The organism is Mariniphaga anaerophila (assembly GCF_900129025.1).
Classification (GTDB): domain Bacteria; phylum Bacteroidota; class Bacteroidia; order Bacteroidales; family Prolixibacteraceae; genus Mariniphaga; species Mariniphaga anaerophila.
In genome coordinates this window covers 276552-302022 of record NZ_FQUM01000003.1, presented here as the reverse complement: position 1 = coordinate 302022, position 25471 = coordinate 276552, and the positions used below count along the sequence as shown (strand labels likewise).

Sequence of the window (25471 nt, the reverse complement as noted above, 5' to 3'; positions counted from 1 at the left end):
CATTCTATCATCTATATCAAAGGCATTCGATAGAATTTGCAAGTTTATTTATATGGAACTATAGTTTAAATTATTCTTGTTTGTGAAACATAGCTACATGTTAGTTTCATCTGTTTTGTTTTTGAGTTAGTCATCAGGTCTTTTCTGCTAATCGTTTTCTAATTTGGAGTCACCTTTATTTATTGCCATGCCGGAAAGGTTGTATCACCATACTGTTCCTGTAACTTTTTCAGTTCTTTTTTCAGGCGGGCAACTGTAGCAACATGCTGTTCAGAGTGAATCAGATTATTCATTTCGTCGGGATCAGTTTCCAGATCATATAACTCCCACTCATCAATATCGTCATAAAAGTGAATCAACTTGTAGCGTTCGGTCCGGATGCCATAATGTTTTTTCACCATGTGTTCATTGGGAAAGTCATAATAATGATAGTACACTGCATCACGCCATGCAGACGCCTTATTTCCTTGCAATAGTTCCTTTAATGATTTTCCTTGAACCTCTCCTGGAACTTCAACTCCGGCCATATCAAGAAATGTAGGAGCATAATCAATATTTTGTACTAACTCCTGTATTTCACCTTTTTGTTCATATCCTTTCGGAAGATGCATTAGCAGGGGTGTACGCAACGACTGCTCGTACATAAATCTTTTATCAAACCACCCATGTTCGCCCATGTAAAATCCCTGATCGGAAGTATACACAACCAGTGTATTATCCAGCAATCCATTTTTTTCTAAGTAATTCAACACACGTCCTACATTTTCATCAACAGAACGGATGCAGGCAAGATAGTCCCTCATGTAGCGCTGATACTTCCACAGGCTCAATTCGTCTCCTTCTGGTTTGTTCTCCAAAAAATTCTTTTTAATGGGATCGTAATACGCTTCCCATGCTTTTTTTTGTGACTCATTCATTCGCGCGATATGGTTCATTTCAGGAAAATGAGAGTTAATTTGCTCATCTTGCATCTTTAAGTCGTAACGAATATCCATATCGTTGGTTCTGATACTCATATGTTGCGCTGCTGCCGCGCTGCGCCCGGGGTAATCATCGAAAAAATTCTCGGGAACAGGGTATGTTTTATCTTTAAACTCTTCAAAATAAATGGCATTTGGTTGCCACGTACGATGCGGCGCTTTGTGGTGTAACAACAGGCAAAAAGGCTTGTCTTCATCTCTATTACCCAGCCAGTTTAAAGCCAGTTCTGTGGTAATATCAGTACAGTATCCGTCATACTTTTTTTCTCTCCCATCTCAATGAAGTCCGGATTATAATACTCCCCCTGCCCCGGCAATACATTCCAATAGTCGAATCCGGTTGGAGAACTCCGCAAATGCCATTTTCCAACCAACGCAGTTTGATAACCTGCATCTTTCAGCAACTTTGGAAATGTAACCTGGGTTCCGTCAAATGTATTGCTGTTAGTCATTTGTCCGTTTTTATGACTATGCTTACCGGTTAGCATGGTTGCCCTACTGGGAGCACAAATTGAATTACCAACAAAACTGTTTGCGAAAATGACGCCGTCTTCGGCAATGCGGTCAAGATTCGGAGTTTCAATCAACGAATTATCGTAAGCACTAATGGTCTGGTAAGAATGATCGTCGGTCATAATAAAAAGAATATTCGGTCTTTCCGATGGCTCTTCTTTTTGTTTACAACTAAGTTGAAATATTAACATACTCAACAACATGAGCCCTACTTTGCTGTTCATTCCAAAACAGCCCAAAAAATTGCGATGTAACATATTTTTCAAATTTCAATACAATGTAGTCCGCATCCTTTTAAAAACGCCAAAATTCGGGGGATATAGGTTGATAGCATTCTTTCTTGGAGCCTGATGTCTTTTTGGAAACGAAAACATAACACTTTAAAGGGGCACCACGCGGCACCCCTTTTTATAACTAACCAGAGAATTACCAACCCGGATTTTGTTCCAAATTCGGGTTCAGCGTAATTTCCGTTGTTGGAATCGGAGACAAATAATCTCGTGTCTCTTTAAACTTAAACCCATTAGGCAATGAATTTTTGTACCTGTCGATATAACGATCTTCATCTACCAGAATATCGCTAATTTGATTTTCGATACCAGGGAAAGATTTCCCTAAAATAAACCTTGCTCCTTTCAGGCGTTTTCCTTTTATCAGACTGGTGGCAGCCCAGCGCATTAAATCGTCGTGCCGATAGCCTTCAAATGCAAACTCAACCCGGCGTTCTCTTCTTATTTCGTTAATAATCGGGCTCAACTCCGGAAATTCCCAATTAGGATCAGTATATCCGACTTTCAGGTCTAACCCGGGCATTCCAACCCGCGCTCGTATCAGGTTGACAGATTTATCTAAATCCTCCTGTTTAAGAGTTCCCAACTCAGCTTTGGCTTCGGCATAGATCAACAGTGCTTCGGCATATCGGAACACCATGCCATCCACTTTTCCGTACCGATCTGAAGACGATCCGGTATTTTGTGACGGGTCAGGAGTTGAACCTTTTCGAACCATATAACCAGTTGATGCCCCGTCGGTAGCTCCCTTTTGTAGCGGAGGAGCGCTAAAAACAACCGGAGGGTTGGAAGCAATCTGTATCATGCCCGGCACCCAAATCGACTGCTTCAATCGCGGGTCTCTGTTTTGAATCACCTGTGTCAATGTTGTATCACCTTTATACAAATTACTCAGACTTATGGGTAAACCGTCTTCTGCAAGGTATGAATCGATCATCGATTTTGTAATACCGGTGGCATTTCCACGCGTTCCATTCAGGTAGCTCCAGGTCCATGTCCCCAACTCCTGTGAAGGATCTACGGTCTCAATTAATATCGCTTCATTAACTCCACGCAAATCGTCGTGGCTAAAGAGCTGCCAGTAGTCATCACCGGGGTTTCCGGTTGAATACAGTGACAAGTTTCCTTCGCTGATTAGTGTGCCGGAAGCCTGAACCGCAAGTGACAGATACTCGCCTCCATCTGACCCATTTACTCCGAAAACTGTACCTGCATGATACTTTTCCCATGTTCCTTCGTATAAGCAAATTCTTGATTTTAATAGCAAAGCTGCTTCTCTGTTAATCCTGTTTGGGCTTACTTCACTTTTGTCTTTCAAAAGAGAAATAGCCATATCCAAATCTTCAATAATATGATTCACTACCACATTCCGAGGTTCCCTTGCTGCATATAGTTCTTCCGAATCAATATTCAACACGTTATTGTACCAGGGGACATCTCCAAATTGTCGTACTTTATCGAAATACAAGTAAGCTCTGAGAAAATATCCTTCGCCTTTATAATGGTTCAATTCGTGCTTAATCCCTTCTGTTACTTTATCTGCATTCTCCAAGAAATAATTTATCCTCCGTATGTTTGACCAGTTCCAGCCTCCACCGGTAGCAGGTACAGACCGCGTTCCATTTAGTACTACATTGGGAGTAACCGGCTGAAAATTATCGCTGTTATTATCCAACTCATGGTAATTAACCGTTCCTCTAAAACCAGGATAAAACCTGTTCATGTATAATTCCAGATCTGAAGCAGAAGTCCAGTATGTTTTTTCTGTAATTTCATCCAATGGAACTTTATCCAGAACATCAGTACAGGCGAAAAGTATATTTATTAAAAATATAAATAGAAATATTTTTTTCATAACCTAAGTATTTAATATTTGTTCTTAAAAGGTAATATTTACTCCAAAGCCATAAACGCTGGCTAAAGGATAAGCCCGGCTATCACCAATCCATCCGTCTCCGGTAACCTGGGCCAATTCAGGATCGAAATTTTTCCACAGCTTGGTAAATGTCAGCAGATTTTCGCCATTAAAATAGACTCTCATTCTTTTTACACTTTTTACGCGATTAACTATTGACTGGGGGATAGTATACCCTATTGAAAGACTTTTAAGCCTTACATATGATGAACTTTGCAAGTAGCGGGTTGAAGCGTACCTGTCTTTTCCGGAACCACTGCTACTTCTGTTATCCAAAGGAATAGGAAGGTAACCATCCGGATTCTCTTTACTCCAGAAATCAAGCACAGGTTCTGTAATATTTGAATGTCCTCTGCCATTCCACCCCCAAAACAAAGTTGCATAATCACTCGGGAAATAATCCCGTTTTCCAATACCTTGAAAAAGGAAATTAACGTCAACATTTTTCCATGTAAATCCTCCGTTTAAAGAAAAACGATAACGGGGCGAGCTGTTGCCAATAATCCTTTTATCGCCCGGCTTATCCTTTGTGTTATCGCCAATATTTACCTTTCCGTCATCTGTCAAATCTTTATATTTGACATCTCCCGGCTGCCAACCTGAACCGAAATAGGAAAGGTCTACTTCAGAGAGGTATTCTTCCACTTCAGTCTCTGTCTGGAACAGTTCATCCACTTCAAATCCCCATATTTCTCCGATAACCTGTCCTTCATAATAAGTAGTCAGCACTTTATTCGGATTATGATACTTGGTTATCTTTGAGGTATTGTCAGACAACATAAAATTTAATCGATAAGAAAAGTCATTGATCTTTTCTCTCCATCCAACAGTAAACTCCCATCCGGTGGTTTTTAGCGAAGCGCTGTTGGTTCGCGGAGGATTGGCACCCAAAACGGCAGGCAGTGCACCAGATGGTCCAAACATGTTATCTGTTTGCCTTTCGTAAATATCAAACGAAGCAGAAAGTCTGTTATTCAGGAACGACAAATCTGCGCCCAGGTTCTTAGTCAAAGATGTTTCCCAGGTAATATCGGGGCTGACAATGCCTGGCATATCTGAATAATTTGGTCTGGTACCGTCAACAACCCAATTCAATCTTGTTTCGATCGGAATACTTGACAGATACAAATAACTACTAACATTTTGGTTCCCCAGTTTCCCGTATGAAGCACGAAGTTTAAAGGTATTTATGAATTCACTTACTCCGGATTTCCAGAAATTCTCTTTATGCACGTTGTATCCGAATGATGCAGATGGGAAAAACCCGAACCGGTCTCCTTCTTCAAACTTGGAAGAACCATCGTAACGACCATTAAATTCGAACAAATACTTTTCTTTATAATTATAACTTAACCTTCCAAATGCTCCCAAAGTAGCCCAGGAGGTTATAGGATTATCGGGGCCGATAACATCGCCAATCGCCACATTTAACGAGTTCAGGTTGCTGGATAAAACATTCTGACGAGACGTTGCCAGCATGAAGTAATTGTTTTCTTCCTGCTGATAGCCTGCAATTAAGCCAAAGTTATGATCTTCGCCAATCGACTTGTGATAGTCGGCATAGACGTTGAAAGATATATAATCTGTTTTTCGGATATCTTTTAGAATTCGGTTATTATTTGCCTGGTATGTTATTGAAGGTTTACCATCAGGGCCTAAAAGTGACCATTTTTTGTAATTCAAAGTACGGTCGTAAAAAATCTTTTTAAACGAGAAATCTCCTTTTAGTACTAACCCTTTTGTGAGATTTACCTCTGCTTTAAAAGTGGAAACCAAGTTGTTTTCGTTGTATGCGTTGAATCCATTATTCTCGAGCCAGGCAGGCAATAATGCCAATTGTTCGGGAACGACAGTATTTCCCTGATCATCTTTAACAGCCGGTGTTTTGTATGGCGCAAGCGGAGAAAAACGCATTGCATCGTGGTATAACCGTCCTCTGCTTCCTCCTTCCAGGGTAGCCGGAAAACTATTGTTCTCCTGGTAAAAACGGGTATTATTCGAAATCTTCAGCCAATCGGTAATGTTTGCACTTATGTAACTATCGAAATTATACCTTTTAAAATACTCATTTTCATCTCCGTACTTCAAACCACCATTATCATTAAAAAAGCTGCCCGAAATATGATAAGCAATTGATTCTGTTCCTCCGCTGGCGCTGATATCATGTTTTTGTGCGAATTCCTGATCCTTGAAAATAACATCCCACCAATTGGAATTTGCATAACCAGAGAACCAACCGTTGGAAGTTCCCGATTGAATTCCAAGCCATTGATTTGGATTATTAGGATCGGCTTCGGTTTGCTCCTGTATTCGTCCCTCGTAGTAGGCACGAATCTTCTCCATTTGCTCTTCGCCAATTGCCACCTGCCCGCTGTAGTTTTTAGTTGCGATATTAAGAACTTCTGCGTATTTGACTGAATTAACAAAATCGGGGACAAAAATTCGCTTTTTTATCCTCAAGTTATTTGAATAGCTAATCTCAAATTCTTTATTTGTACTTCCCTTTTTTGTTTCTATCAAAATAACTCCGTAGGCCGCTTGCGCTCCGTATATCGCTGTTGATGCGGCATCTTTCAATACCGATATATTTTGGATATCGTTCGGATTCAATGCAGAAAGTTCTGAATCAGAAGCCCGCACTCCGTTAATCAAAATATACGGACTTGATGTTGATAACGAACCGAGTCCTCGTATATTGATTTTCATTGATGCGTCGGCAGAGCCGCCGGTGTTATTAACATCAATATTCAAATTTGAAGCTAGTCCTTGAAGCGCCTGGGCGGTGCTGTTTGCAGCCCGCATTTCTATTTGATCCGATTTAATTTCGGAAACAGAGCCGGTTAAGTTTGTTTTTTTCTGAACACCGTATCCTACTGCAACAACCTCGTCCAACCCAATTACATTCTCTTCCATAATAACGTTTATCCGCGTTTGCCCGTTTATGGGAACTTCTTTGGGGCGCATTCCTACAAAAGAAAAAACAAGAACATCATCCTCACTGATTCCGACAATGGTATATTCGCCTTCAGAATTAGTAATAGTGCCTTGTATTCCTCCTTTTACAACTATAGTTACACCTGGCAGGGGGCGCTTTTCTACATCCACTACTTGCCCCGAAACAGACTTCTGCAGTCCGTCGTTGCCTTTTTGAGCTGCCGCGAATTCATCACCAAAATCATTACCTTTTTTCTTCACAACAATATAACGGTCAATTACAGTGTAATCAAACTGCGTTCCTTTCGTTACTTCGTCAAGAATTTCCATGACTGTGGCATTGCGAAACTTAACGGTCATGTCCTCCAGCTCATTGAGCTCTTCTTTTTGGTAATAGAAAAAAAACTCACTCTTCTCTTCTATTTGTTGAATGAGTTCTACCATATTACCATTTTCTAATGAAATGCTAAGGTGTGTGTTCTGGGAGTAGGTAGAAGCCGATACTCCGGCAAGACAGAACAATAATACGGTTAATGTTAGCTTCATTTTTAACAATAGTTTTTCAAATTGCCGTCTTATTTCGGCATACTTTGTCTGGTTTTTCATAAATTTAAAAACTTTTAAAGATTACTACATTTTGTTTTAATCGAGACGGCGGATATGTGGGGCATATTCGCCGTTTTTTTCATAGGTTCTTAATTTTTCATAAGCTATTATTTTGATATGGTTATTACATCCTTTGTATTGAGGTTGTTCTGGTATTCTGCGTTTATCGAAAGAAGCATACAAATAGCTTTCATTGATTGATCAATGGGCTTGTTCTTCAACACCGTTCCGGTGAATCGAACAGCACTAACTTCCTCGCTTTCAAAAAAAATTTCCACATTATACCAACGCTCCATCCTGCGGGCAACATCGACCAATTTTTCATTATCAAATTTAATTTCACCATTTATCCAACTTTCATAAAAAGCAGTATTTACTTCTGTAGTTGTTATCTTCTTTTTTACATCATCAGGAAGGTTCACCTGTTGTTTGGGCTTAAGATGCGTTAATGCCCGTCCCTGCCTATCATTTATTTGAACCGAACCTTCAACAAGAGTAACCTGACTAAAAATCTCATCAGGATAAGCTATTGCAGCAAAGGAAGTTCCCAAAACCTCTATTTCATTGTTTTTTATTTTCACACGAAACGGAATTTCGCTTTTCATTACCTTAAAAAAAGCTTCGCCAATCAACTCCACTTTTCTGTCGGATGTTCCAAAGCTGTCGGAATAGCGCAAAGTAGTACCCGAATTGAGCCAAACACGCGTACCGTCGTACAACGTAATTTCAGACATTTGCCCAAACGGAACACGAACCTCAGTATACACAGGTGAAGTTGTTGGCTTAAAACTCCAATATTTCTGAAATAAGATTCCAACACCAAATGCAAATATTATAATTGCGGCATATTTTAAAAGGGTGAGATGCAACTTGATTTGTTTTTTTCGGAGATGCTGACTGATCTTTTCCCAAGAAAGTAGGGAAGAGCTATTTTGCAGCGAACCAGTATTGCCGAGCTTTTCTCTGATTCCAGCAATGCTTTCTTTTACTTTTTCATTATCAGCATTTTCAGAAAGAAGCTTTAGTTCTTCTTTCTCCTCTTTACCGGCTTCATTGTATATATTAGCCACACCCAGCTCCCAGATTCTATCTTGATTAGTTTTATTCATTCAATATTCTATTTTGCACAAAAACGACTGGCGGCAGCCACTCATAAGATTAATCTACTCTAAACGAAAAAAGTCAAACTTCGTTTTATCTGTCATTTTATAAAGGACGAAAAAAAGGACAGCCCAGGGTGACAAAAACACAATTTTTTTTTGAGTGTTTTTGAAAACAGAATTTACAACATTGATAATCAGCCGAACAAAAAAAACAATTTCTGGAAGTTGCTCTTTCACGAAGGTCTAAAACAGGCCCTCGCAAACCATCAAAAAGAAATTGAAATCCTTTGGGTCAAGCATCTCTTTTAGCTGCTTATATGCTCTCCCCATTTGAGTTTTTACCGTATTCTTTGAAATTTGCAAACTATCTGCAATTTCCTGGTAAGATAAAGATTCGAAGGCTGCCAACTCCAATACTCTGCGACATTGCTCAGGTAATTTCTTTACGGCCATGTACAAACGCACATATTGTCTCTGATCATCAAAATCTTTTTCGTCTCCCGGCGCCATTATATCCATAGGGATTGGTTCTGTAAACACTTTCTGTTTTCTGAGGTGATCAATGATTCCGTTGCGCAAAATGATAAAAAGATAGTGTTTTACAGAGGTCTCGATATTCAATTTTTTCCGGTTTTCCCAAATTTTTATAAAACAATCCGACACTAATTCTTCGGCCAATCCGGAATCGCCATCTACCGATTTAAATGCATACAAATACATTTGATGAAAGTACTTGTCATGCAACTCCTTAAATCTATTTCGATCTCCCTTTTTTATATTTTCCCAAAGATTGTTATCTTCCACTTTCGGTCTGTTAGCTCAAAAGCAAATATAGTTTTTTCTTTTGTTTTCTTGTGGTGCCGCAAATCTCCTTTATTTTTATTCTGTTAACTTACATGTTGCAAAAAGCGATTTTTTTTGCCAATATAAACATGGAGAAAACAGAAATTATGAGATACTTAAAGAACGAAAAACTCAATACTAAAGAAGTAGAATTACTGCTTTCAAAAAAATTGGGTGCTGAAGTCAAAATCATTTCTTCGGATCCATTGGGAGGAGGTTGCATTAATAATGCTTCAAAGATTGACACAAATGCAGGTACTTTTTTCTTGAAATGGAACCACGACTGCGAAGCTAATATATTTTTGAGGGAAGCAGAAAGCCTGGAAGAATTGCGAAAGGCTGCGAGCGGACAATTGTGCGTACCAAAAGTTTTTGCAGCGAAAAAAGTCGGCTCCACGCCAGGATTTCTTGTTTTGGAGTACCTGAATCCCGGATATGCCAATGACAACTCTGATGAGCTTTTGGGGCAAGGGCTGGCAATAATTCACAAATGCTCCGCTGATAAATTTGGGTTTAACGCAGATAATTACTGCGGGGCAACTCCTCAGAACAATTCGTGGAAAAATAACTGGGCGGAGTTCTTTGGTGAAAACCGTCTTCGTTTTCTACTCGAACTTATTCAAAAAGAAAGGCCTCTTCCTTCAAGCGAGGTAAAAACATACGATCAGTTGCTGAAAAAAATTCCGGTGCTTGTTCCGGAAGAATCTTCGCCATCTCTTATTCATGGCGATTTATGGTCGGGAAATTACATGCATACAGTTAACGGTCCGGCGCTGATAGACCCCGCTTCTTATTATGCAGACCGCGAAATGGAAATGGGAATTATGACATTGTTTGGTGGCTTTTCTCAGCGCTTTTACGATGCATACAACAGTGTATTTCCTTTGCCTCACGACTGGGAAGATCGGAATTTGCTCTATCAACTGTATCATGTATTGAACCACTACTATCTTTTTGGAGGCGGATACAGAAGTCAGGCTCTGCAAATAGCAAAAAAATACATCTGACTCCAGAAGCGAAACGACGAATCAAAAAGGGAACTAAAATTAGCGCATACTTTTTCAGATATCGTAAAAAAAAACCGGTAGCTTTAACCTCAAAAACCAAAAATGTTACCAGAAAGAGTTAAACACATTTCTCCATTTATAGTGATGGAAGTGATGGAGAAAGCCGCAGAGATGGAAAAGAAAGGAATTTCTGTTATCCACCTGGAAGTAGGAGAACCTGATTTTGATGTTCCTAAATGTGTGGCGACTGCTGTTCAGCAAGCATACTTAGAAGGAAAAACACATTACACCCACAGTTTGGGTGATCCTGAGTTGCGCGACGCATTGGCCGAACGGTACGAAACAGAGTATGGCGTAAAAGTATCGCCGGAACAGCTACTTGTTACCTCCGGGAGTTCGCCGGCTATTCTACTTTCGCTGGGCGTATTGTGCGACCCGGGAGACGAAGTAATTTTGTCCGATCCGGGATACGCTTGTTATGCAAACTTCCTGCGTTTTCTGGGAATTAAACCCAATAGGGTTCCGGTTCGCGAAGAAGACGGTTTTCAATACCGGCCGGAAGAAATTTGTAAACGAATTTCAAAAAAAACAAAGGCCATAATTATTAACAGCCCAATGAACCCGACAGGGAACCTTCTTTCGCCGGAAGTAATGCAGCAACTTACCTCGTTCAATATTCCAATTATTTCCGACGAAATTTATCACGGATTGGTTTACGAAGGAAAAGCGCACTCGATGCTGGAGTACACAAAAAACACCTTCGTACTAAACGGATTCTCCAAGCTTTTTGCCATGACAGGCTTGCGCCTGGGGTACGTAGTTGCCCCGCAAGAATACATTCGTCCGATGCAGAAACTCCAGCAAAACCTTTTTATCTGCGCAGGCTCAACGGCCCAAAGAGCCGGAGTTGCCGCCTTGCGGTTAGCAGGCTCCGATGTTTCGCGGATGAAAGAGATTTACAACCAGCGAAGGAAATATCTGGTAGAGCGTCTTACAAAAATGGGGTTCGATATAAAAGTCATTCCCACCGGGGCTTTTTATGTTTTTGTAAATGCCCGCCATTTGTCAACCGACAGTTACAAGCTTGCCTTTGATATTTTAGAAAAAGCCAAAGTAGGAGTTACTCCGGGCATTGATTTTGGCGAAAATGGAGAAGGTTTTCTGCGTTTTTCCTACGCCAACTCTATAGAAAACATTAAAAAGGGAATGAATCGGTTGGAGCAGTATCTCAATAATTTTCCCAATGAACAATCTCACTAAGAGGTTTTCTTTTTTTGGGAGGAATTTCGTCGGAGGCCGGGTAGCCTAACGGAATCATGGCAATTGGCTCGATACAGCCTGGAAGTTTAAGTGCTTCGGCACAACTTTCGGTGTCGAAATTACAAACCCAGCAGGTTCCCAATCCTAATTCTGCAGCCTGGAGCGTAATGTGATCTATCGCAATAGCCACATCAATTTCTCCCGAGTCTTTACCATCAATACTGCGTTTCCATGACTGTGAATGATCGGCACAGGCGATTATAATAACCGGCGCTGTCCGAAACCAGTCCCGATGATATGTTTGATGCAGTTTAGCCAGATTGTCGACCTGCTGTACAACAATAAAGTGCCAGGGCTGAAAGTTAACGGCAGAAGGTGCCATGCGGGCTGCTTCCAATACTTGCTCAAGCTTCTGAGTGTCGACAGGTGTGCTTTTAAAGTTTCGTACCGAATAACGTCGGGTTAATAGCTGACTAAATTTCATTTATTTTTACTTTTTTTCATTAAAAACTGCATTCGAAACTGAAAGGGGAAAATAAACTTTGCAAAATAAATCAGGGCAAAATCAATCTCCAAATTTCAAATATTCAAATTTTATTGAAGAAAAACTATTTTTTAAAATTTGCAAGTGTTTTCGCCCTATCTGCGCTGTGTTAAAGAACAGATGTTTCTATTGTAACTGTTCCTTTATTTGCACGTCTTTTTGATACAAACAAGTTCAAAAAACAAAGCTATTGTTTAATTTAAATTTTAGAGTCATGAAAAAAATAAGGATGTTTAGCGCATTTGTAGTTTGCTTTTTAGTTGCTTCATTTTCTGTTAATGCCTCTGGATACACAACCGAACTCCTCGAATATGAAATTACAGCTGTTGACAACCTGAACTTAGGTAAAAGTGTTGCAAAAGTTTGGAACCTTACATACAGCGAAGGAGGAAAATCAGTAACCGTAATAAAACGTAATACTTCTGAAGGAGCTGTTTATGTTGTAAACTCAGATTTTTTTGAAGTATGCTATGCTTCAACAACCAAAGGATTTGGTACCCGTACTATGAAAAAATCATGGTCGAAAGTACCTTTTCAAATAAACGATGTTGTAATTAACTCGGATGAAGTAAAAAAACAGCAGATAATTACTCCTGAAAAGGTAGATGATAAAAAAGCATTAGGATTGATTGCAAGTTATTTGCCGGTACTTTTGAACGAGCAATATACGCATCTGTTAAATTAAACAGCAAAAATAAACAGAGTGAGTAAAACCGCAGGAAACTGCGGTTTTTTTTATATGCAACCGCAGACCAACCCGTCGGCTAAACTATCCAAATACTCTTCAACTTTTTTCTTTTCGTTTTCGGTTCCCTTACACCGCGGGCACACCGCCAACAGCACTTCGCTATTTATCTCAAAATCATCATTCTCGATAACCGCACTGCAAACAAAACAGATCCGCTTTTTTCCCATTTTTTAAGTTTGTCGGGTAAAAATAATTGAATTTCCTGATTATTTAGTGATATCAATGATGGTCGTTAATATGCCCACTACAAGAAGGTTGCAAAAAAAAGCCTGACAATATTGCCAAGCTTTTGTTTTGTCGGGGTAGCCGGATTTGAACCGACGACCTCGTCGTCCCGAACGACGCGCGCTACCGGGCTGCGCTATACCCCGTTTTTAAAATCGCTGCAAATTTAAACTTTTTTGAATAAACTGAAACTATTATTTCATAAAAAGTAAGTAGCCTTTATAAAACGTTATTTCTGTTAACGTTGTTTGGCTGCAATCGTTTCTCAGGGCAACGTGTTTATTGATGTTGATAATAAACTTTAGTTCATTATTGTATTTTTATTTTGAACATTATCTCTATATTTGTCACATTGAAACTTTATTCAAAAAAGTAAATTAATTAAGTATGAAAGTGGCAATTACATCTGTTGGGAACAGCCTGAAGTCGAAACTTGATTTGAGGTTCGGCCGTTCTGTATGGCTGTGTATTTACGACACAGAAACAAAGCAGGCGGAGTTTCGGCAAAACGAAAATAAAGATGCCAACGGAGGAGCCGGCACCAAAACTGCCGAAAAAGTTGCCGAGCTGGGTGCCGAGCAGGTGGTCTCCGGAGACTTCGGCCCAAAGGCAAAGGCGCTTCTCGAAAAACTAAAAATACAAATGGTCATTTTCGATGAACCCAATCAGACAGTAGGGGGGATAATCGAAAAAATGGGCAGTACCAAAAAACAACAAACTACCTGATAAATGCTGTTTTCAGGCACAGGGCAATTTCGGTTGTTCTGTGTCTTCTTTTGCTTCTCAATTCATTAAAAAAATAATACAAGTGTTATGAAAAAGAAATTTGCAGTTCCGGTTGACCAAAATGGAGTTTTGGATGGTCATTTTGGACATTGCCGTTATTTTGCCCTGCATACCGTAATAGATAATGAAATTACTTCAACTGAAATGATTCAGCCACCGCCGCACGAACCCGGAGTTCTTCCAAAATGGTTGTCGGATTTGGACGTTACCGATGTTCTGGCCGGAGGAATGGGAAATAGAGCCATTCAACTTTTTAATCAGCAGGGTGTAAATGTATTTGTAGGAGCACCTCAGAAAAAAGCTGAGGAACTGGTATCTGGATATCTCGAAAATACCATCGAATTTTCAGCAAATTATTGCGACCATTAGAAACAGGCAAGAGGGGATAAATAAATGCGAATAGCAGTTGCAAGTGGCAAGGGAGGCACCGGGAAAACCACGGTGGCAGTAAGCCTTTTTCATTTTCTTGAAATATTTCAGGATAAAAAAGTGCAGTTGGTTGACTGCGACGTGGAAGAACCCAACGATGCTCTTTTTCTGACTCCGCTACAGGTGTTGGACAAAGAGGAAGTTTGTCAGTTCATTCCCGGGATCGATCTCTCCACTTGCACCTTTTGCAAAAAATGCGTTGAATGGTGCGAGTTTAATGCCATTACTGTTGTGGCAAGCCGCAAATTTGCCGAAGTAGACTCCAATCTTTGTCACTCCTGTGGCGCCTGTTCAGAGGCTTGTCCTACTCATTCAATAGTAGAAGAACCTGGCGTCCTCGGTACTATTACGCATTACAAAACCGAAAACGGCAGCGCTTTTACACAAGGTCTTTTAGAGGTGGGGTCGGCAATGCAAACCATGCTTGTTAAAAAGCTAAAAAGCCGGGTTCGGCAAAATTCAGAAATCACGATTTTTGATTCTCCGCCGGGAACAAGTTGTTCTGTTGTAGAAACGGTTTCCGATACCGATTATGTTATTCTGGTTTCTGAGCCAACGCCATTTGGATTGCACGATTTGAAAATAACCGTGGAATTGTTGCAAGAGCTCGAAAAACCCTTTGGCGTAGTTGTGAATAAAGCGAATTTGGGTTTTCGCGATATTTATAGCTATCTGGATGAAAAAAAGATTGAGTTACTGGGCGAAATTCCATTTTCGCGAGAGTTTGCCCGGGTATATTCGTCGGGCGAATTGCTGAAAAATATTCCCGAAGAGTTCGAGCAAATTTACCAAGGAATAATCGAAAAGGTTTTGGCTCACGAAACAGTTAACTGAAAAAGCGGCACAATTGAAAGAGATTACCATACTTAGCGGAAAAGGTGGCGCCGGAAAAACCAGCGTAACCGCGGCCATTGCATCGTTGGTAAACAATGCGGTGTTTTGCGACAACGATGTGGATGCGGCTGATTTACATCTTGTTTTCAATCCAAAAATTAAGGAAGAACACGATTTTAGCAGCGGCAAAAAAGCGGTAATTGATGCCAAAAAATGTTCTGCTTGTGGTCTTTGTATTGAAAAGTGCCGGTTCGATGCCATTCATGTCAACGACGAAGGAATCCCGGAAATAAACCATTTCCAGTGCGAAGGTTGCAGATTGTGCGAACGTATTTGTCCGGAACAAGCGATAACTTCGGTTCAGTATAATAACAACAAGTGGTTTGTTTCAGACACACGGTTTGGTCTCTTGGTTCATGCGCGTATGAAGGCGGGTGAAGAAAACTCGGGCCGGTTGGTTACCGAAATTAGGGGAAAAGCCCGACAAATTGCTGAGGAATCAGCAGCAGATTTTGTTATAAACGATGGCCCTCCGGGAATTGGCTGTCCGGTAATTGCGTCGGTAACCGGAACCGACAAAGTGTTGCTGGTAACCGAGCCTTCGCTCTCCGGCCTTCACGACGCCGGGCGATTGCTGAAACTCGTTGAATCATTCCGTATTCCGGTGTTTGCTGTTATTAATAAATACGACATAAACCCGGAGATTACCGCTCAGACAGCCCGATTTTTTGAAGAAAAAGCTATTCCTCTGATTGGAAAAATACCGTTCGATACCCGGCTTGTTGATGCCATGGTTGCGGGGAAAAGTGTGGTTGAATTTGCTCCCGGCACTGAGCTTGCAACGGAGTTTGTTACGATTTGCGAAAAACTCGGAATTTTTCAGGATATTCGCAATGAGTAATGCGCAATATCAATGAAGTTATCCGAGAAAATATCACAACATAATTTTTGGTCTTTTTTGTGGCATGCCGGGTTTTTGGCTCTTGCAAAAAATTTTATGGATGTAGATACCATCATTCCGGCCATGTTGGTAGAAGCGGGCGGTGGTGCGTTTCACATCGGAATTATGACGGCAATTATGATGGGCGGTTCAAGTTTGACTCAACTCTTTTTTGCGCCGTATCTAAGTAATAAAACCTACAAAAAGGGATACCTGATAAGCGCCATTAGCATTCGTATCTTTTCTCTGGCCGGACTGGGAGGATTACTCTTTCTACTGAAGGGAGGGCAAGCCGGTTATGTGCTGTGGCCCGCATTTTTGTTCATTACTTTATTTTCGCTGGCCGGTGCTTTTGCCAATGTAAGTTATACCGACATTCTGGGAAAATCGGTCAATCCGGAAAAACGCAAAACTTTTTTCTCTTCTAACCAGATTATTTCGGGAGTTGTGGTGTTGGGCGCTGCATTTTTGGTAAAAAGAATACTGGTTTGGAAAGAATTTCCGGTGAATTACGCACTGATGTTTTTTGCAGGTGGAACACTGCTCCTGATAGCTTCAGGAGGATTTTGGAGCATTCGGGAAACGGTCCCTTCTACATTGAAAATTTCGGGGATGAAAAGCTTTTTCGGCATTTTGAAACATGAGCTGAAATCGAATAAAAAATTGGCTTATTTCCTGGGATTTATCAACACGCAGGGCATTGCAATTTCTTTTTTGCCGTTTGTGGTTTTATATGCGAAAGAAATTTTTCAGACGCAAAGCAGCGATACCGGTAACTTCCTTCTGTTTAAAGTTATCGGAATTGTTGTGGTAAGTACGCTGGTACTGCTGGGTGCCAAAAAATTGAAATACAATCTGCTGTTGTATGGAAATGTTGTGCTCTCTGTTCTGCTTGGGGCAATGGCTCTGGGAATTACCGACGTGGATAAACTGAAATATATTTTTGTGGTGGGCGGCATAGTCTATTCGCTTTATACAATGAGCATGAACGGCCTTTTACTCGAAATTTCCGGAACCGGAAACCGGGCGCTTTACACCGGATTTGCAGGCGCAGGAAATATTCTTCCGGCGGTTTTTCCGCTGTTGGGAGGCACACTTATTCAGCTATTCGGGTTTCATGCTTTTTTTGTGCTGTTTATGGTTGTTATTGCGTTGGCGGCCTTTTTCATTTTTAAAATTGATTGTAAACGATGAAGCTTTCTGTACTTACCGAAAATTGTGCCGGCGGCAGGTTTCTTGCCGAACACGGCCTGTCGTATTTGATAGAAATTGACGACCGGAAAATTTTGTTCGACACCGGTCATTCCGATGTTTTTCTGAAAAATGCCCGGCAAATGGGTGTTGATATCGAAAAAGAGGTGCAGCTTGTTGTTCTGAGTCACGGGCATTGGGATCACGGAGACGGATTGCAATACTTGCAGAACAAGCGGCTGATTACCCATCCCGGAGCGTTTATCCGGCGGTTTCGGAAGAGGGATTTTTCTGCGGTGGGGCTGTCGCTTTTAAAAACAGAAATAGAACAACGTTTTGATTTGACGGAGACAAAAAACGTATTTCAAATTAGCGAGCACTTGTTTTATCTGGGAGAAATTCCACGAGTTACTGAATTCGAAGCACAGGCAACACCTTTTGTTGATGAACATAAAAACGACGATGTTGTGCCCGACGATTCTGCGTTGGCTGCGATTGTAAATGATAGGTTGGTGGTAATTACCGGTTGTTCGCATTCTGGCATTTGCAATATTGTGGAACATGCCAAAAAAGCAACAGGTATTTCGGATGTAAAAACTGTTTTGGGCGGTTTTCATTTAAAAGAGCAGAATGAGCAAACGCGGCGCACTATCGGTTACTTTAAAAATGAACACGTCGAACAGGTTTATCCGTCGCACTGCACGGCGCTTCCTGCGCTGTCTGCATTCTATCAGGCATTTCAAAGTACGCAGTTAAAAACAGGAATGGTTTTGGAATTTTAATGCGTCAGCATTTACAAAGATCTGACGCGCAATCCGGTTATTTCTTTCAATTTGAAGTATCCAGTGAAAAAGCATCTCTGTCGTGTAAAACCGGGAATTTTTTCCTGAATTGATGCAGTTCCGAGTACGATAATTCGAAGGTTTTAACTGTTTCATCCTCTCCAATAAATGAAGCGGTACCTTTGGGGGAGATCAATGCAGATTTGCCCGAATAGTGCAGTCCGGTTCCGTCAACTCCCACCCGGTTTACGCCAATGCAATACGCCTGGTTTTCTATGGCGCGGGCCACCAACAGGTTTTCCCACACATGACTGCGCACCGAAGGCCAGTTGGCCATATATAGTAAAACATCGTAATTTTCGGTATTGCGGCTCCAAACCGGGAAACGCAAATCGTAACAAATGAGCGGGCAGAACCGCCAGCCGAGGTATTCTGTTACCAGCTTGTTGTTGCCGGGCGAATAGTGCGCATGTTCGCCACTCATGGTAAAAAGATGGCGCTTGTCGTAAAACTCCACTTTCCCGTTGGGGAGAACCCACAAACAGCGGTTGAAAATTTTCCCTTTGTCTTCAATTATCAGACTTCCTGTAATTGCTGCGTTTTTCTCATCGGCCAGCTTTTTCATCCATTGCACTGCCTGTCCGTCCATCGTTTCTTTCAGTTTTTCCGGATTCATGGAAAAGCCGGTTGTGAACATCTCGGGCAACACAATCAGGTTTGTATGTTGTACCTGGTTCAACATGTTGGAGCACCTTTTTAGATTCGCGTCCCGGTTTTCCCAAATAAGGTCGGGCTGTACAAGTGTAATATTGATTTTCTCCATTTTCTGCCTCCGCTTTTCTGCTTTTCCCAAATTGTCGACGTTGATAAAACAGATGTATTTAAAACAAATATAGTTTTAATCTCAATCACTTTAATTAAATCATGAGAAGCCGGAGTATACCTTGGAGTTTTTTACGGTTGAAGATTTTTTTTCCCTGGGAAAAAGTAAGTGTTTGGGCTTTAGTTGAGATACGGGGTTCAGAATTGTAGGCAGTTCTTTTATCTTTGTTGTTTCTGTAATGAATCAGCCGCTTTTCAATACTAGTAAAGAACAGAAAAATCTTATGCCTTAAATAACAAATAATTTTTGAAAGATGAGAATTAGATTAACCTGGAAAAAGGCACTCTTCTCAAGCACCTATTCAATATATTCGAACGAGAAAATTGTAGGGGCTTTAACGGGTAAATATTTTGCTCAGACAGCTTCCGGCGAGTTGAACGGCAAAAAATATACATTCAGAACAAAGGGCATTTTGAAACAGGAAACTGAAATTTTTGACAGCAGGGAAAATAAGGTCGTCGGAAGGATTTTATACGGCAACTGGATGAGCAACGCTACATTGGAACTGCCTGACAAATCGGTTAGTTGGGCTTACGACAATTTGTGGAACACCAAATGGCACGTTGTGGATGCAGAAGGGACAAAAATAAAATATGGAGGGACGTCAACCAGCGGAGAGATTGAATCGAACACTGATGACGCTTTGCTTTTACTGAGCGGACTTTTTGTAACCAATTATTTCTGGCAAATGGCAATTGGAATTATGATAGTAGCTTTTTTGCCGATATGGATATCAGTATTGAGTTAGCACAAAGAAAAGTGTTTGAGCCAAGAAATTGTGTTTAGCCTTTTTGAATTGAAACAGAAGAAAACTACCGAAACAGATGAAAATAAAGTCACTTGCGAACATCGAATTTGATACGTTTTTTGAAGCGTTCAGCCGGGCTTTTGCCGACTACGAGGTACAACTGAACAAACAGCAGTTGCAGGCCATGCTAAAAAGGCGTGGTTTCGACCCCGGCTTGTCTTTTGCCGCATTTAACACGAACAACCGGATTGTTGCTTTTACCTTTAACGGAATAGGAACGTTTAATGGAGTTCCGACTGCTTATGACACAGGAACAGGAACTCTGAAAGAGCACCGGGGAAAAGGTTTGGCAACCAAAATTTTTGAGTACTCCATTCCTTTCCTGAAAGAAAAGGAGATAAAACAATATCTGCTGGAAGTGTTGCAGCACAATACAAAAGCAGTTTCGGTGTACAAAAATCTTGGGTTCGAAATTACCCGCGAATTCAACTTTTTTATTCAGTCAAATACCGAAATACGGACAGATTTGAAAAGTGAGGCTTTCCCTTGTTCTATTGCGGAAATTAGTGTGGAAAAGCTGGCCTCAATTCCCGACTTCGGAGATTTTTATCCTTCGTGGCAAAACAGCCGCGAGGCGATTACGCGCGTTCCGGGAGAGTTTTTAATACTCGGTGCTTTTGCTGAAAACAGAATTTTGGGGTATTGTGTTTTTGAGCCCGTTTCGGGCGATGTTACTCAACTGGCAGTTGACCCGAAATACCGAAGAAAAGGGGTTGCGGGTTTGTTGCTTCGCGAAGTGGTGAAACTCAATAAATGTAATAAAATTAAAGTTTTGAATACTAATGTTTCATGTAACTCAATTACTTCTTTTTTAGCCGAAAAAAATATAAATATTCAGGGTAAGCAGTTTGAGATGATCAAGAAAATTTAAAACCGTATTTAATTAAATTCTGATTAATTTGACGGTGCTCCGGAGGCAGACAGGCAATACACGTTTCATTTTTTCGTACCTTCTTGAAGTTGCAAAAACGTGTTTTTTTATAAGTTGATAGTTTTGTAAATCAATGAATTAATTATGCCGATGAGAGCAGTGTTGTACAGCAAAACGAACCGCCAAAAGAAATTGGTCTGCCAGGAGATTGAAGAGCCTGTCCCTGCAGCCGGTGAAGTGTTAATTCGTGTAGAGGCAGTTGCACTAAACGCTGCTGACTACCGAATGATGCGGATGGGAATTGCGCCCAAAAAGAAGATCTTTGGGGCAGATATTGCAGGCAGAATAGAATCCACCGGAAATAATGTACAAATTTTCAAACCCGGAGACGAGGTGATTGCCGATTTGTCGGGGTGCGGCTTTGGCGGGATGGCAGAATACGTGGCGGTTCCCGAAAAGTACATAATTCGCAAGCCGGCAGGTATCTCTTTCGAAAATGCAGCGGCTTTGCCCATGGCGTCTGTAACAGCGCTGCAGGCGTTACGAAACAAAGGAGCCATCAAAAACGGGCAGAATGTGTTGATTATTGGCAGTGGCGGTGGTGTTGGTACTTTCGCCGTGCAGTTGGCAAAATATTTTGGAGCGAAAGTAACGGCAGTTTGCGGCCCTGAAAATGTTGAACTGGCCCGGTCGTTGGGTGCCGATAAGGTTATTGATTATACAAAAGAAAATTTTTTAGAAGGACAGGAGCCCTACGATTTGATTCTCGCGGCTAACGGGAATTATTCTTTGTCAGCCTGTAAAAGAATGCTGAATAAAAACGGTATTTATGTTTTATCAGGAGGAGCTTTAATTCAAATATTCAAAACCATGGCATTTGGCTGGTTTATGTCGTTAGGGTCAAAGAAAATTCGTTTTCTTGCGGCAAAACCTGAAGTTAAGGATTTGGAATTCATTCTGTCGCTTGTTGCCAACCAAAAGATTACACCTGTTGTCGACCGGGTTTATTTGTTGGAAGAAAGTGCCGATGCGTTTAAATACATGGGAGAGGGGCATGCCAAAGGGAAGGTTGTACTGAAAGTGCGATAATCAGTTTCTGTCTCTTTTCAAGTCAACAAACAAAAGAATCCCGTTCACGGCAAAAGCAAAAATTATCACAATATTTCCTGCCAGTGGATTTCCCCAAAGATTGATGAGTTTTCCTGCCAGAGCCACAAATCCTCCTGCTAAAATGGCTGCGGTGAGTTGCGGTTTTACAACTTTAATTCTTAGCAGGCCGGCCAGCATTGGCACCACAAATGCTCCTGAAAAAAATGTGAGCGCCAGCAACAGCGACTGTAAAATGGAAGTCACAAAAAGAGCAATAATTATACTGAAAAAGCCAAGCACCACAATCAGAATACGAGTAAGGCGAAAAGCTTTTTTGTCTTCCATATCAGGATGAAAAAGTTCGCTGAGAATGAGCGAAGAAGTGAGTAATGTGGTGTCGGCAGAAGACATCACCGCCGAAAGCAGCGCGGCCACAAACAATCCGTAAAACCAGTTGGGCAGCAGATGTTGTGCAAACGACATAATTTCCCGGCTTCCGGTTGCACTGGAATAAATGCCCAGAAACGTTAATCCGAAGGAGATCGGAATCAGAATAACTGCAACAATTAGTACGCTGCGTGTGGCTGTTTTTTCGTCTTTGGCACAAAACACCCGGGAGTAAATGTCGGGCCCCACCACAAAGGTAACCGAGTAGGTGAGAATCAGAATAACCAGGTCGATTCCTGTAAACGAGGCGTTGAACAATTCGCCGGTGGTTAGTTTTGGCAGACTGCCGGCAGTTGGTGTTTCTGCTGCAAAAATTGTTAATGCCGCCAGCCCCGTTATAATTAAAACCGATTGTAGTGTATCTGTTTTTAAAATACTGACCTGTCCGCCCACAAGGGTGTAAATAATAAAAACAGTGCCGGCAACAATTGCTGCAGCAGAATAGCCTATTATTCCCAGTCCGGTAAGTATTTTGGCCGCCGCAATAATTTGTGCTCCCACAATTCCCAGCCAGGCCAGAGGAATTACCAACGATGAAATAAAACGTGCCCGTTCTCCAAAAAAATGTCCCAGTAACCCGGGCAATGTATATTTGCCATACCGACTAACATATCTGGCCAGAGGCGCCAAAACAAATAATCCGAGCGCGGCGCAAAACAAAAACCATAAAGCTGCCCAGCCAATATTCTGGCTCAGCTCAATGGTTCCCAAAATTGCAGAGCCGCCAAGAATCGTCGCCAGCAAGCTTCCTGAAACCGGCACCAAACGGGCATTCTTTCCGGCAACGTAATAGTCTGATGGCGTTTTTATTTTAAACCAGGAATAAAACCCCAGCAATAAAACAAAAGCAAAATATATGATTACAAAATATATCGGGTCGTTCATGTAAATCTCGTTGAGATAATTGCAGCAAATATCGGAAAATCTGGGCCAATATTGTATTTTCGCTAAGTTATTAAAAGAATACCCAGATATGAAAAGACTGATTTTAAACTTTTTGGTGTTTTGTTTATTTTTAACAGGTTGTAACATCAAGGAGAAAATCGCTCCGCCAAAAGCAAAAAAAGTACCGATGGAAATAACGAAACACGGACATACCCGGGTAGATGACTATTACTGGTTGCGAGAACGTGAAAACCCCGAGGTGACAGAGTTTCTTGAAGTTGAAAACAACTACACTGAAAAAGTGATGAAACACACTCGACCGTTTCAGAATGAGATTTTTGAGGAAATTAAGTCGAAAATAAAACAGGAGGATGAATCTGTTCCCTACAAAAAAAACGGTTACTATTATTATAGCCGCACCGTACCCGAAACTGAATATTTTCTGATTTGTCGGAAAAAGGACATACCCGATGCCGGCGAGGAAACAATACTCGATGTAAACCAGGCAGCCTCCGGTTACGATTTTTTTGAACTGGGTGGCACTGCCGTTAGCCCTGATAACAAACTGTTGGCTTTTAGTGAAGATACAGTAAGCCGCCGGAAATACACCATCCGTATTAAAAACCTGGAAACCGGTGAAATGCTTGAAGATGCCATTCCGTTAACTTCGGGGCGGATTGTGTGGGCCAACGACAACAAAACGTTGTATTATGTTTTGAAAGATGATGTTACCCTGCGCTCTGAGCGGATTATGAAACACATCCTCGGAACTCCGTTTGAAGAAGATACTGAGGTGTTTTATGAAGAAGATGAAACTTTTTCGGTTTCTATTTATAAAACCAAGTCTGAAAAATACCTGATTATCGAAAGTGAAAGCACGCTCACTTCCGAATGTCGTTTTTTGGATGCCGGCAACCCCGGCGGGAAGTTTGAAATTATTCAGCCCCGCTCACGCGGAGTGGAATATTCAGTGGATCATTTCGGCACCGATTTTTACATTCGAACCAATCTGAACGCCCTCAATTTTAAACTGGTTAAAGCGCCAGTTGCCAATCCGGGGCAGGACAATTGGCAGGAAGTAATTCCTCATCGTGAAAACGTTTATTTTTCTGACTTTGAAATTCTGAAAAATTACCTGGTGGTTTCGGAGCGTGACCGTGGAATTACCCGGCTGCGGGTGATGCCGTGGAAAAATGGAGACGAGTATTATATCGATTTTGATGAAGATGTTTATACGGTTTACGGAGGCATTAACCTGGATTTTGATACCGAATGGTTTCGGTTCGATTATTCATCGTTGACAACTCCAAACTCAGTTTTCGAGTTCAATTTAAGAACAAAAGAACGTGTATTACTGAAAGAGGAGGAAGTTCTGGGCGGTTTTGATAAAAACAATTACGAAACCAAACGAATTTATGCCACGGCCGGCGACGGAACTCAGATTCCCATGTCGTTGGTTTATCGCAAAGGACTGGAAAAAAACGGCGATAATCCTGCATTGATATACGGTTACGGTTCGTACGGGATAACCATCGACCCTACTTTCCGGCTTTCCATTTTGCCACTTTTAGATCGCGGTTTTGTGTATGCAATTGCACATATTCGTGGCGGTCAGATTAATGGCCGGTCCTGGTACGAAGATGGCAAGCTCCTGAACAAAATGAATACGTTTACCGATTTTAACGACTGTGCACAACACCTGATTAACGAAGGTTACACCAACGAGAAAAAACTGTTTGCCAAAGGCGGAAGCGCCGGCGGACTATTGATGGGCGCCTGCATAAATATGCGGCCCGACTTGTATCGCGGAGTAATTGCCAATGTGCCGTTTGTTGATATTGTAACTACCATGCTCGACGAAACCATTCCGCTTACCACCAGCGAGTACGACGAGTGGGGTAATCCTAACAACGAAAAATACTATCACTACATGCTGTCGTATTCTCCGTACGACAATGTGGAACGGAAAGATTATCCGGCGTTGTTTGTAAGCACCGGATTGCACGATTCGCAGGTGCAGTACTGGGAACCTGCAAAATGGGTGGCCAAACTTCGCGACATGAAAACCGACAAAAACCTGCTTCTTTTTCATATTAATATGGATTACGGGCATGGCGGTGCATCCGGGCGTTTTCAGTGGATTGAAGATACTGCGCTGGAATATGCTTTTATTTTTGAATTGCTGGGGAAAGTCAACGGATAAATTCTTACAATGTTGTAATTTCGTTTTTTCAAAATGAAAATGCAATACAATAGCGCAAAAAACAAAGGCGACGGGCAGAACGATGTTTTGTTGGAACACGCATTCCGACAGCTGCATTCACCTTTGTTTTTTTATGCACTAAAATTTGTTGGGAACGATGAACCACTTCACAGAACCGCTAACTAAGGTCAGGTGGAGTTTATAGCCGCAAAGCCAGATCGACCTGAATATTGAGGCCGTAATTGAACAGAATCCGGGGTATAATCAGTAAATGATTAGATAATCAGTTCTTGATACTTATTTTGTAATCAGTACATTGTCCTGCTATGTTTTAGGAGTAGCAGGACAATGTTGT

The 25471-nt window shown here is 41.3% G+C and carries 23 protein-coding genes and 1 tRNA gene; 13 read left to right on the top strand and 11 right to left on the bottom strand.

The features are described 5' to 3' along the window. Positions 1-179: 179 nt before the first annotated feature. From BUB08_RS20675 to BUB08_RS07305, 6 genes are all read right to left on the bottom strand, one after another. A complete protein-coding gene (locus BUB08_RS20675) occupies positions 180-1190 on the bottom strand; it encodes a sulfatase/phosphatase domain-containing protein (protein ID WP_262493943.1) in 1011 nt (336 codons plus the stop codon). A gap of 5 nt (positions 1191-1195) precedes the next feature. Next, positions 1196-1750, bottom strand: coding sequence for a sulfatase-like hydrolase/transferase (locus BUB08_RS20670; protein WP_262493941.1), 555 nt, complete (start codon positions 1748-1750; stop codon positions 1196-1198). Positions 1751-1919: 169 nt separating this feature from the next. Next, positions 1920-3638, bottom strand: a complete 1719-nt coding sequence (locus BUB08_RS07320; RefSeq protein WP_073000323.1) for a RagB/SusD family nutrient uptake outer membrane protein — start codon at positions 3636-3638, stop codon at positions 1920-1922. A 24-nt stretch (positions 3639-3662) separates the two neighbouring features. Continuing rightward, positions 3663-7238 (bottom strand): TonB-dependent receptor, encoded by a 3576-nt coding sequence (locus BUB08_RS07315; RefSeq protein WP_073000322.1) that lies wholly within the window; start codon positions 7236-7238, stop codon positions 3663-3665. A gap of 107 nt (positions 7239-7345) precedes the next feature. Beyond that, the gene (locus BUB08_RS07310) at positions 7346-8347 is read right to left on the bottom strand and encodes a FecR family protein (RefSeq protein WP_073000320.1); all 1002 of its coding nucleotides are present in this window, start codon (positions 8345-8347) and stop codon (positions 7346-7348) included. Between the two features lie 237 nt (positions 8348-8584). Beyond that, positions 8585-9145, bottom strand: a complete 561-nt coding sequence (locus BUB08_RS07305; RefSeq protein ID WP_073000318.1) for an RNA polymerase sigma factor — start codon at positions 9143-9145, stop codon at positions 8585-8587. 146 nt (positions 9146-9291) lie between these two features. Between BUB08_RS07305 and BUB08_RS07300 the strand changes: the two genes are divergently transcribed. Next, a complete protein-coding gene (locus BUB08_RS07300) occupies positions 9292-10191 on the top strand; it encodes a fructosamine kinase family protein (protein WP_073000864.1) in 900 nt (299 codons plus the stop codon). A 102-nt stretch (positions 10192-10293) separates the two neighbouring features. Continuing rightward, a complete protein-coding gene (locus BUB08_RS07295) occupies positions 10294-11451 on the top strand; it encodes a pyridoxal phosphate-dependent aminotransferase (protein WP_073000316.1) in 1158 nt (385 codons plus the stop codon). Here BUB08_RS07295 and BUB08_RS07290 read toward each other — a convergent pair. Next, the gene (locus BUB08_RS07290; protein ID WP_073000314.1) at positions 11420-11935 is read right to left on the bottom strand and encodes a nitroreductase family protein; all 516 of its coding nucleotides are present in this window, start codon (positions 11933-11935) and stop codon (positions 11420-11422) included. The two genes, BUB08_RS07295 and BUB08_RS07290, sit on opposite strands and share 32 nt — an antisense overlap. A 274-nt stretch (positions 11936-12209) precedes the next feature. On the opposite strand from BUB08_RS07290, the gene BUB08_RS07285 reads away from it, so the two are divergent. Continuing rightward, positions 12210-12680 (top strand): hypothetical protein, encoded by a 471-nt coding sequence (locus BUB08_RS07285; protein WP_073000312.1) that lies wholly within the window; start codon positions 12210-12212, stop codon positions 12678-12680. Between the two features lie 50 nt (positions 12681-12730). On the opposite strand, the gene BUB08_RS07280 is transcribed toward BUB08_RS07285, so the two are convergent. Both BUB08_RS07280 and BUB08_RS07275 read right to left on the bottom strand, forming a co-directional pair. Beyond that, complete coding sequence (locus BUB08_RS07280; protein WP_073000310.1) at positions 12731-12910, bottom strand: hypothetical protein; 180 nt, start codon at positions 12908-12910, stop codon at positions 12731-12733. A gap of 130 nt (positions 12911-13040) precedes the next feature. Next, positions 13041-13114, bottom strand: a tRNA-Pro gene (locus tag BUB08_RS07275). Between the two features lie 241 nt (positions 13115-13355). Between BUB08_RS07275 and BUB08_RS07270 the strand changes: the two genes are divergently transcribed. The 6 genes from BUB08_RS07270 to BUB08_RS07245 all read left to right on the top strand — a co-directional run bounded on the left by BUB08_RS07270 (position 13356) and on the right by BUB08_RS07245 (position 17930). After that, entirely contained in the window at positions 13356-13694 is a 339-nt protein-coding gene (locus BUB08_RS07270) for a NifB/NifX family molybdenum-iron cluster-binding protein (protein ID WP_073000308.1), read from the top strand. An 87-nt stretch (positions 13695-13781) separates the two neighbouring features. Continuing rightward, entirely contained in the window at positions 13782-14123 is a 342-nt protein-coding gene (locus BUB08_RS07265; RefSeq protein ID WP_073000306.1) for a NifB/NifX family molybdenum-iron cluster-binding protein, read from the top strand. A gap of 24 nt (positions 14124-14147) precedes the next feature. Next, the gene (locus BUB08_RS07260) at positions 14148-15017 is read left to right on the top strand and encodes a nucleotide-binding protein (RefSeq protein WP_073000304.1); all 870 of its coding nucleotides are present in this window, start codon (positions 14148-14150) and stop codon (positions 15015-15017) included. 13 nt (positions 15018-15030) lie between these two features. Then, positions 15031-15918 carry an ATP-binding protein gene (locus tag BUB08_RS07255; RefSeq protein WP_073000302.1) on the top strand — a complete coding sequence of 296 codons (888 nt, stop codon included), beginning with the start codon at positions 15031-15033 and terminating at the stop codon, positions 15916-15918. Positions 15919-15930: 12 nt separating this feature from the next. Then, on the top strand, positions 15931-17151 hold the full coding sequence (locus BUB08_RS07250) for an MFS transporter (RefSeq protein ID WP_073000301.1): 1221 nt from the start codon (positions 15931-15933) through the stop codon (positions 17149-17151). Continuing rightward, on the top strand, positions 17148-17930 hold the full coding sequence (locus BUB08_RS07245) for an MBL fold metallo-hydrolase (protein WP_073000299.1): 783 nt from the start codon (positions 17148-17150) through the stop codon (positions 17928-17930). Before BUB08_RS07250 ends, BUB08_RS07245 begins: the two co-directional genes overlap by 4 nt. A 46-nt stretch (positions 17931-17976) precedes the next feature. Here the strand turns inward: BUB08_RS07245 and BUB08_RS07240 are convergent, their stop codons facing one another. Next, complete coding sequence (locus BUB08_RS07240; protein ID WP_073000862.1) at positions 17977-18753, bottom strand: amidohydrolase; 777 nt, start codon at positions 18751-18753, stop codon at positions 17977-17979. Positions 18754-19066: 313 nt separating this feature from the next. Here BUB08_RS07240 and BUB08_RS07235 point away from each other — a divergent pair, with 313 nt between their 5' ends. The 3 genes from BUB08_RS07235 to BUB08_RS07225 all read left to right on the top strand — a co-directional run bounded on the left by BUB08_RS07235 (position 19067) and on the right by BUB08_RS07225 (position 21581). After that, on the top strand, positions 19067-19561 hold the full coding sequence (locus BUB08_RS07235; protein WP_073000297.1) for a hypothetical protein: 495 nt from the start codon (positions 19067-19069) through the stop codon (positions 19559-19561). A 76-nt stretch (positions 19562-19637) separates the two neighbouring features. Beyond that, positions 19638-20492, top strand: coding sequence for a GNAT family N-acetyltransferase (locus BUB08_RS07230; RefSeq protein WP_073000295.1), 855 nt, complete (start codon positions 19638-19640; stop codon positions 20490-20492). Between the two features lie 144 nt (positions 20493-20636). Beyond that, positions 20637-21581, top strand: a complete 945-nt coding sequence (locus BUB08_RS07225; RefSeq protein ID WP_217651571.1) for an NAD(P)-dependent alcohol dehydrogenase — start codon at positions 20637-20639, stop codon at positions 21579-21581. On the opposite strand, the gene BUB08_RS07220 is transcribed toward BUB08_RS07225, so the two are convergent. Beyond that, positions 21582-22913, bottom strand: coding sequence for a sodium:solute symporter family protein (locus BUB08_RS07220; RefSeq protein ID WP_073000292.1), 1332 nt, complete (start codon positions 22911-22913; stop codon positions 21582-21584). A gap of 115 nt (positions 22914-23028) precedes the next feature. On the opposite strand from BUB08_RS07220, the gene BUB08_RS07215 reads away from it, so the two are divergent. Further along, positions 23029-25116 (top strand): S9 family peptidase, encoded by a 2088-nt coding sequence (locus tag BUB08_RS07215; protein WP_262493942.1) that lies wholly within the window; start codon positions 23029-23031, stop codon positions 25114-25116. The last annotated feature ends 355 nt before the right edge of the window (positions 25117-25471 follow it).

Bases quoted from the DNA above. Each gene is read 5' to 3' on its own strand.
- BUB08_RS07240 (WP_073000862.1), bottom strand. From the start codon at position 18,753: ATGGAGAAAATCAATATTACACTTGTACAGCCCGACCTTATTTGGGAA.
- BUB08_RS07245 (WP_073000299.1), top strand. From the start codon at position 17,148: ATGAAGCTTTCTGTACTTACCGAAAATTGTGCCGGCGGCAGGTTTCTT.
- BUB08_RS07220 (WP_073000292.1), bottom strand. From the start codon at position 22,913: ATGAACGACCCGATATATTTTGTAATCATATATTTTGCTTTTGTTTTA.
- BUB08_RS07310 (WP_073000320.1), bottom strand. From the start codon at position 8,347: ATGAATAAAACTAATCAAGATAGAATCTGGGAGCTGGGTGTGGCTAAT.
- BUB08_RS07280 (WP_073000310.1), bottom strand. From the start codon at position 12,910: ATGGGAAAAAAGCGGATCTGTTTTGTTTGCAGTGCGGTTATCGAGAAT.
- BUB08_RS07300 (WP_073000864.1), top strand. From the start codon at position 9,292: ATGAGATACTTAAAGAACGAAAAACTCAATACTAAAGAAGTAGAATTA.
- BUB08_RS07290 (WP_073000314.1), bottom strand. From the start codon at position 11,935: ATGAAATTTAGTCAGCTATTAACCCGACGTTATTCGGTACGAAACTTT.
- BUB08_RS07295 (WP_073000316.1), top strand. From the start codon at position 10,294: ATGTTACCAGAAAGAGTTAAACACATTTCTCCATTTATAGTGATGGAA.
- BUB08_RS20670 (WP_262493941.1), bottom strand. From the start codon at position 1,750: ATGTTACATCGCAATTTTTTGGGCTGTTTTGGAATGAACAGCAAAGTA.
- BUB08_RS07315 (WP_073000322.1), bottom strand. From the start codon at position 7,238: ATGAAAAACCAGACAAAGTATGCCGAAATAAGACGGCAATTTGAAAAA.
- BUB08_RS07265 (WP_073000306.1), top strand. From the start codon at position 13,782: ATGAAAAAGAAATTTGCAGTTCCGGTTGACCAAAATGGAGTTTTGGAT.
- BUB08_RS07270 (WP_073000308.1), top strand. From the start codon at position 13,356: ATGAAAGTGGCAATTACATCTGTTGGGAACAGCCTGAAGTCGAAACTT.
- BUB08_RS07320 (WP_073000323.1), bottom strand. From the start codon at position 3,638: ATGAAAAAAATATTTCTATTTATATTTTTAATAAATATACTTTTCGCC.
- BUB08_RS07235 (WP_073000297.1), top strand. From the start codon at position 19,067: ATGAGAATTAGATTAACCTGGAAAAAGGCACTCTTCTCAAGCACCTAT.
- BUB08_RS07250 (WP_073000301.1), top strand. From the start codon at position 15,931: ATGAAGTTATCCGAGAAAATATCACAACATAATTTTTGGTCTTTTTTG.
- BUB08_RS07230 (WP_073000295.1), top strand. From the start codon at position 19,638: ATGAAAATAAAGTCACTTGCGAACATCGAATTTGATACGTTTTTTGAA.
- BUB08_RS07225 (WP_217651571.1), top strand. From the start codon at position 20,637: ATGCCGATGAGAGCAGTGTTGTACAGCAAAACGAACCGCCAAAAGAAA.
- BUB08_RS07260 (WP_073000304.1), top strand. From the start codon at position 14,148: ATGCGAATAGCAGTTGCAAGTGGCAAGGGAGGCACCGGGAAAACCACG.
- BUB08_RS07285 (WP_073000312.1), top strand. From the start codon at position 12,210: ATGAAAAAAATAAGGATGTTTAGCGCATTTGTAGTTTGCTTTTTAGTT.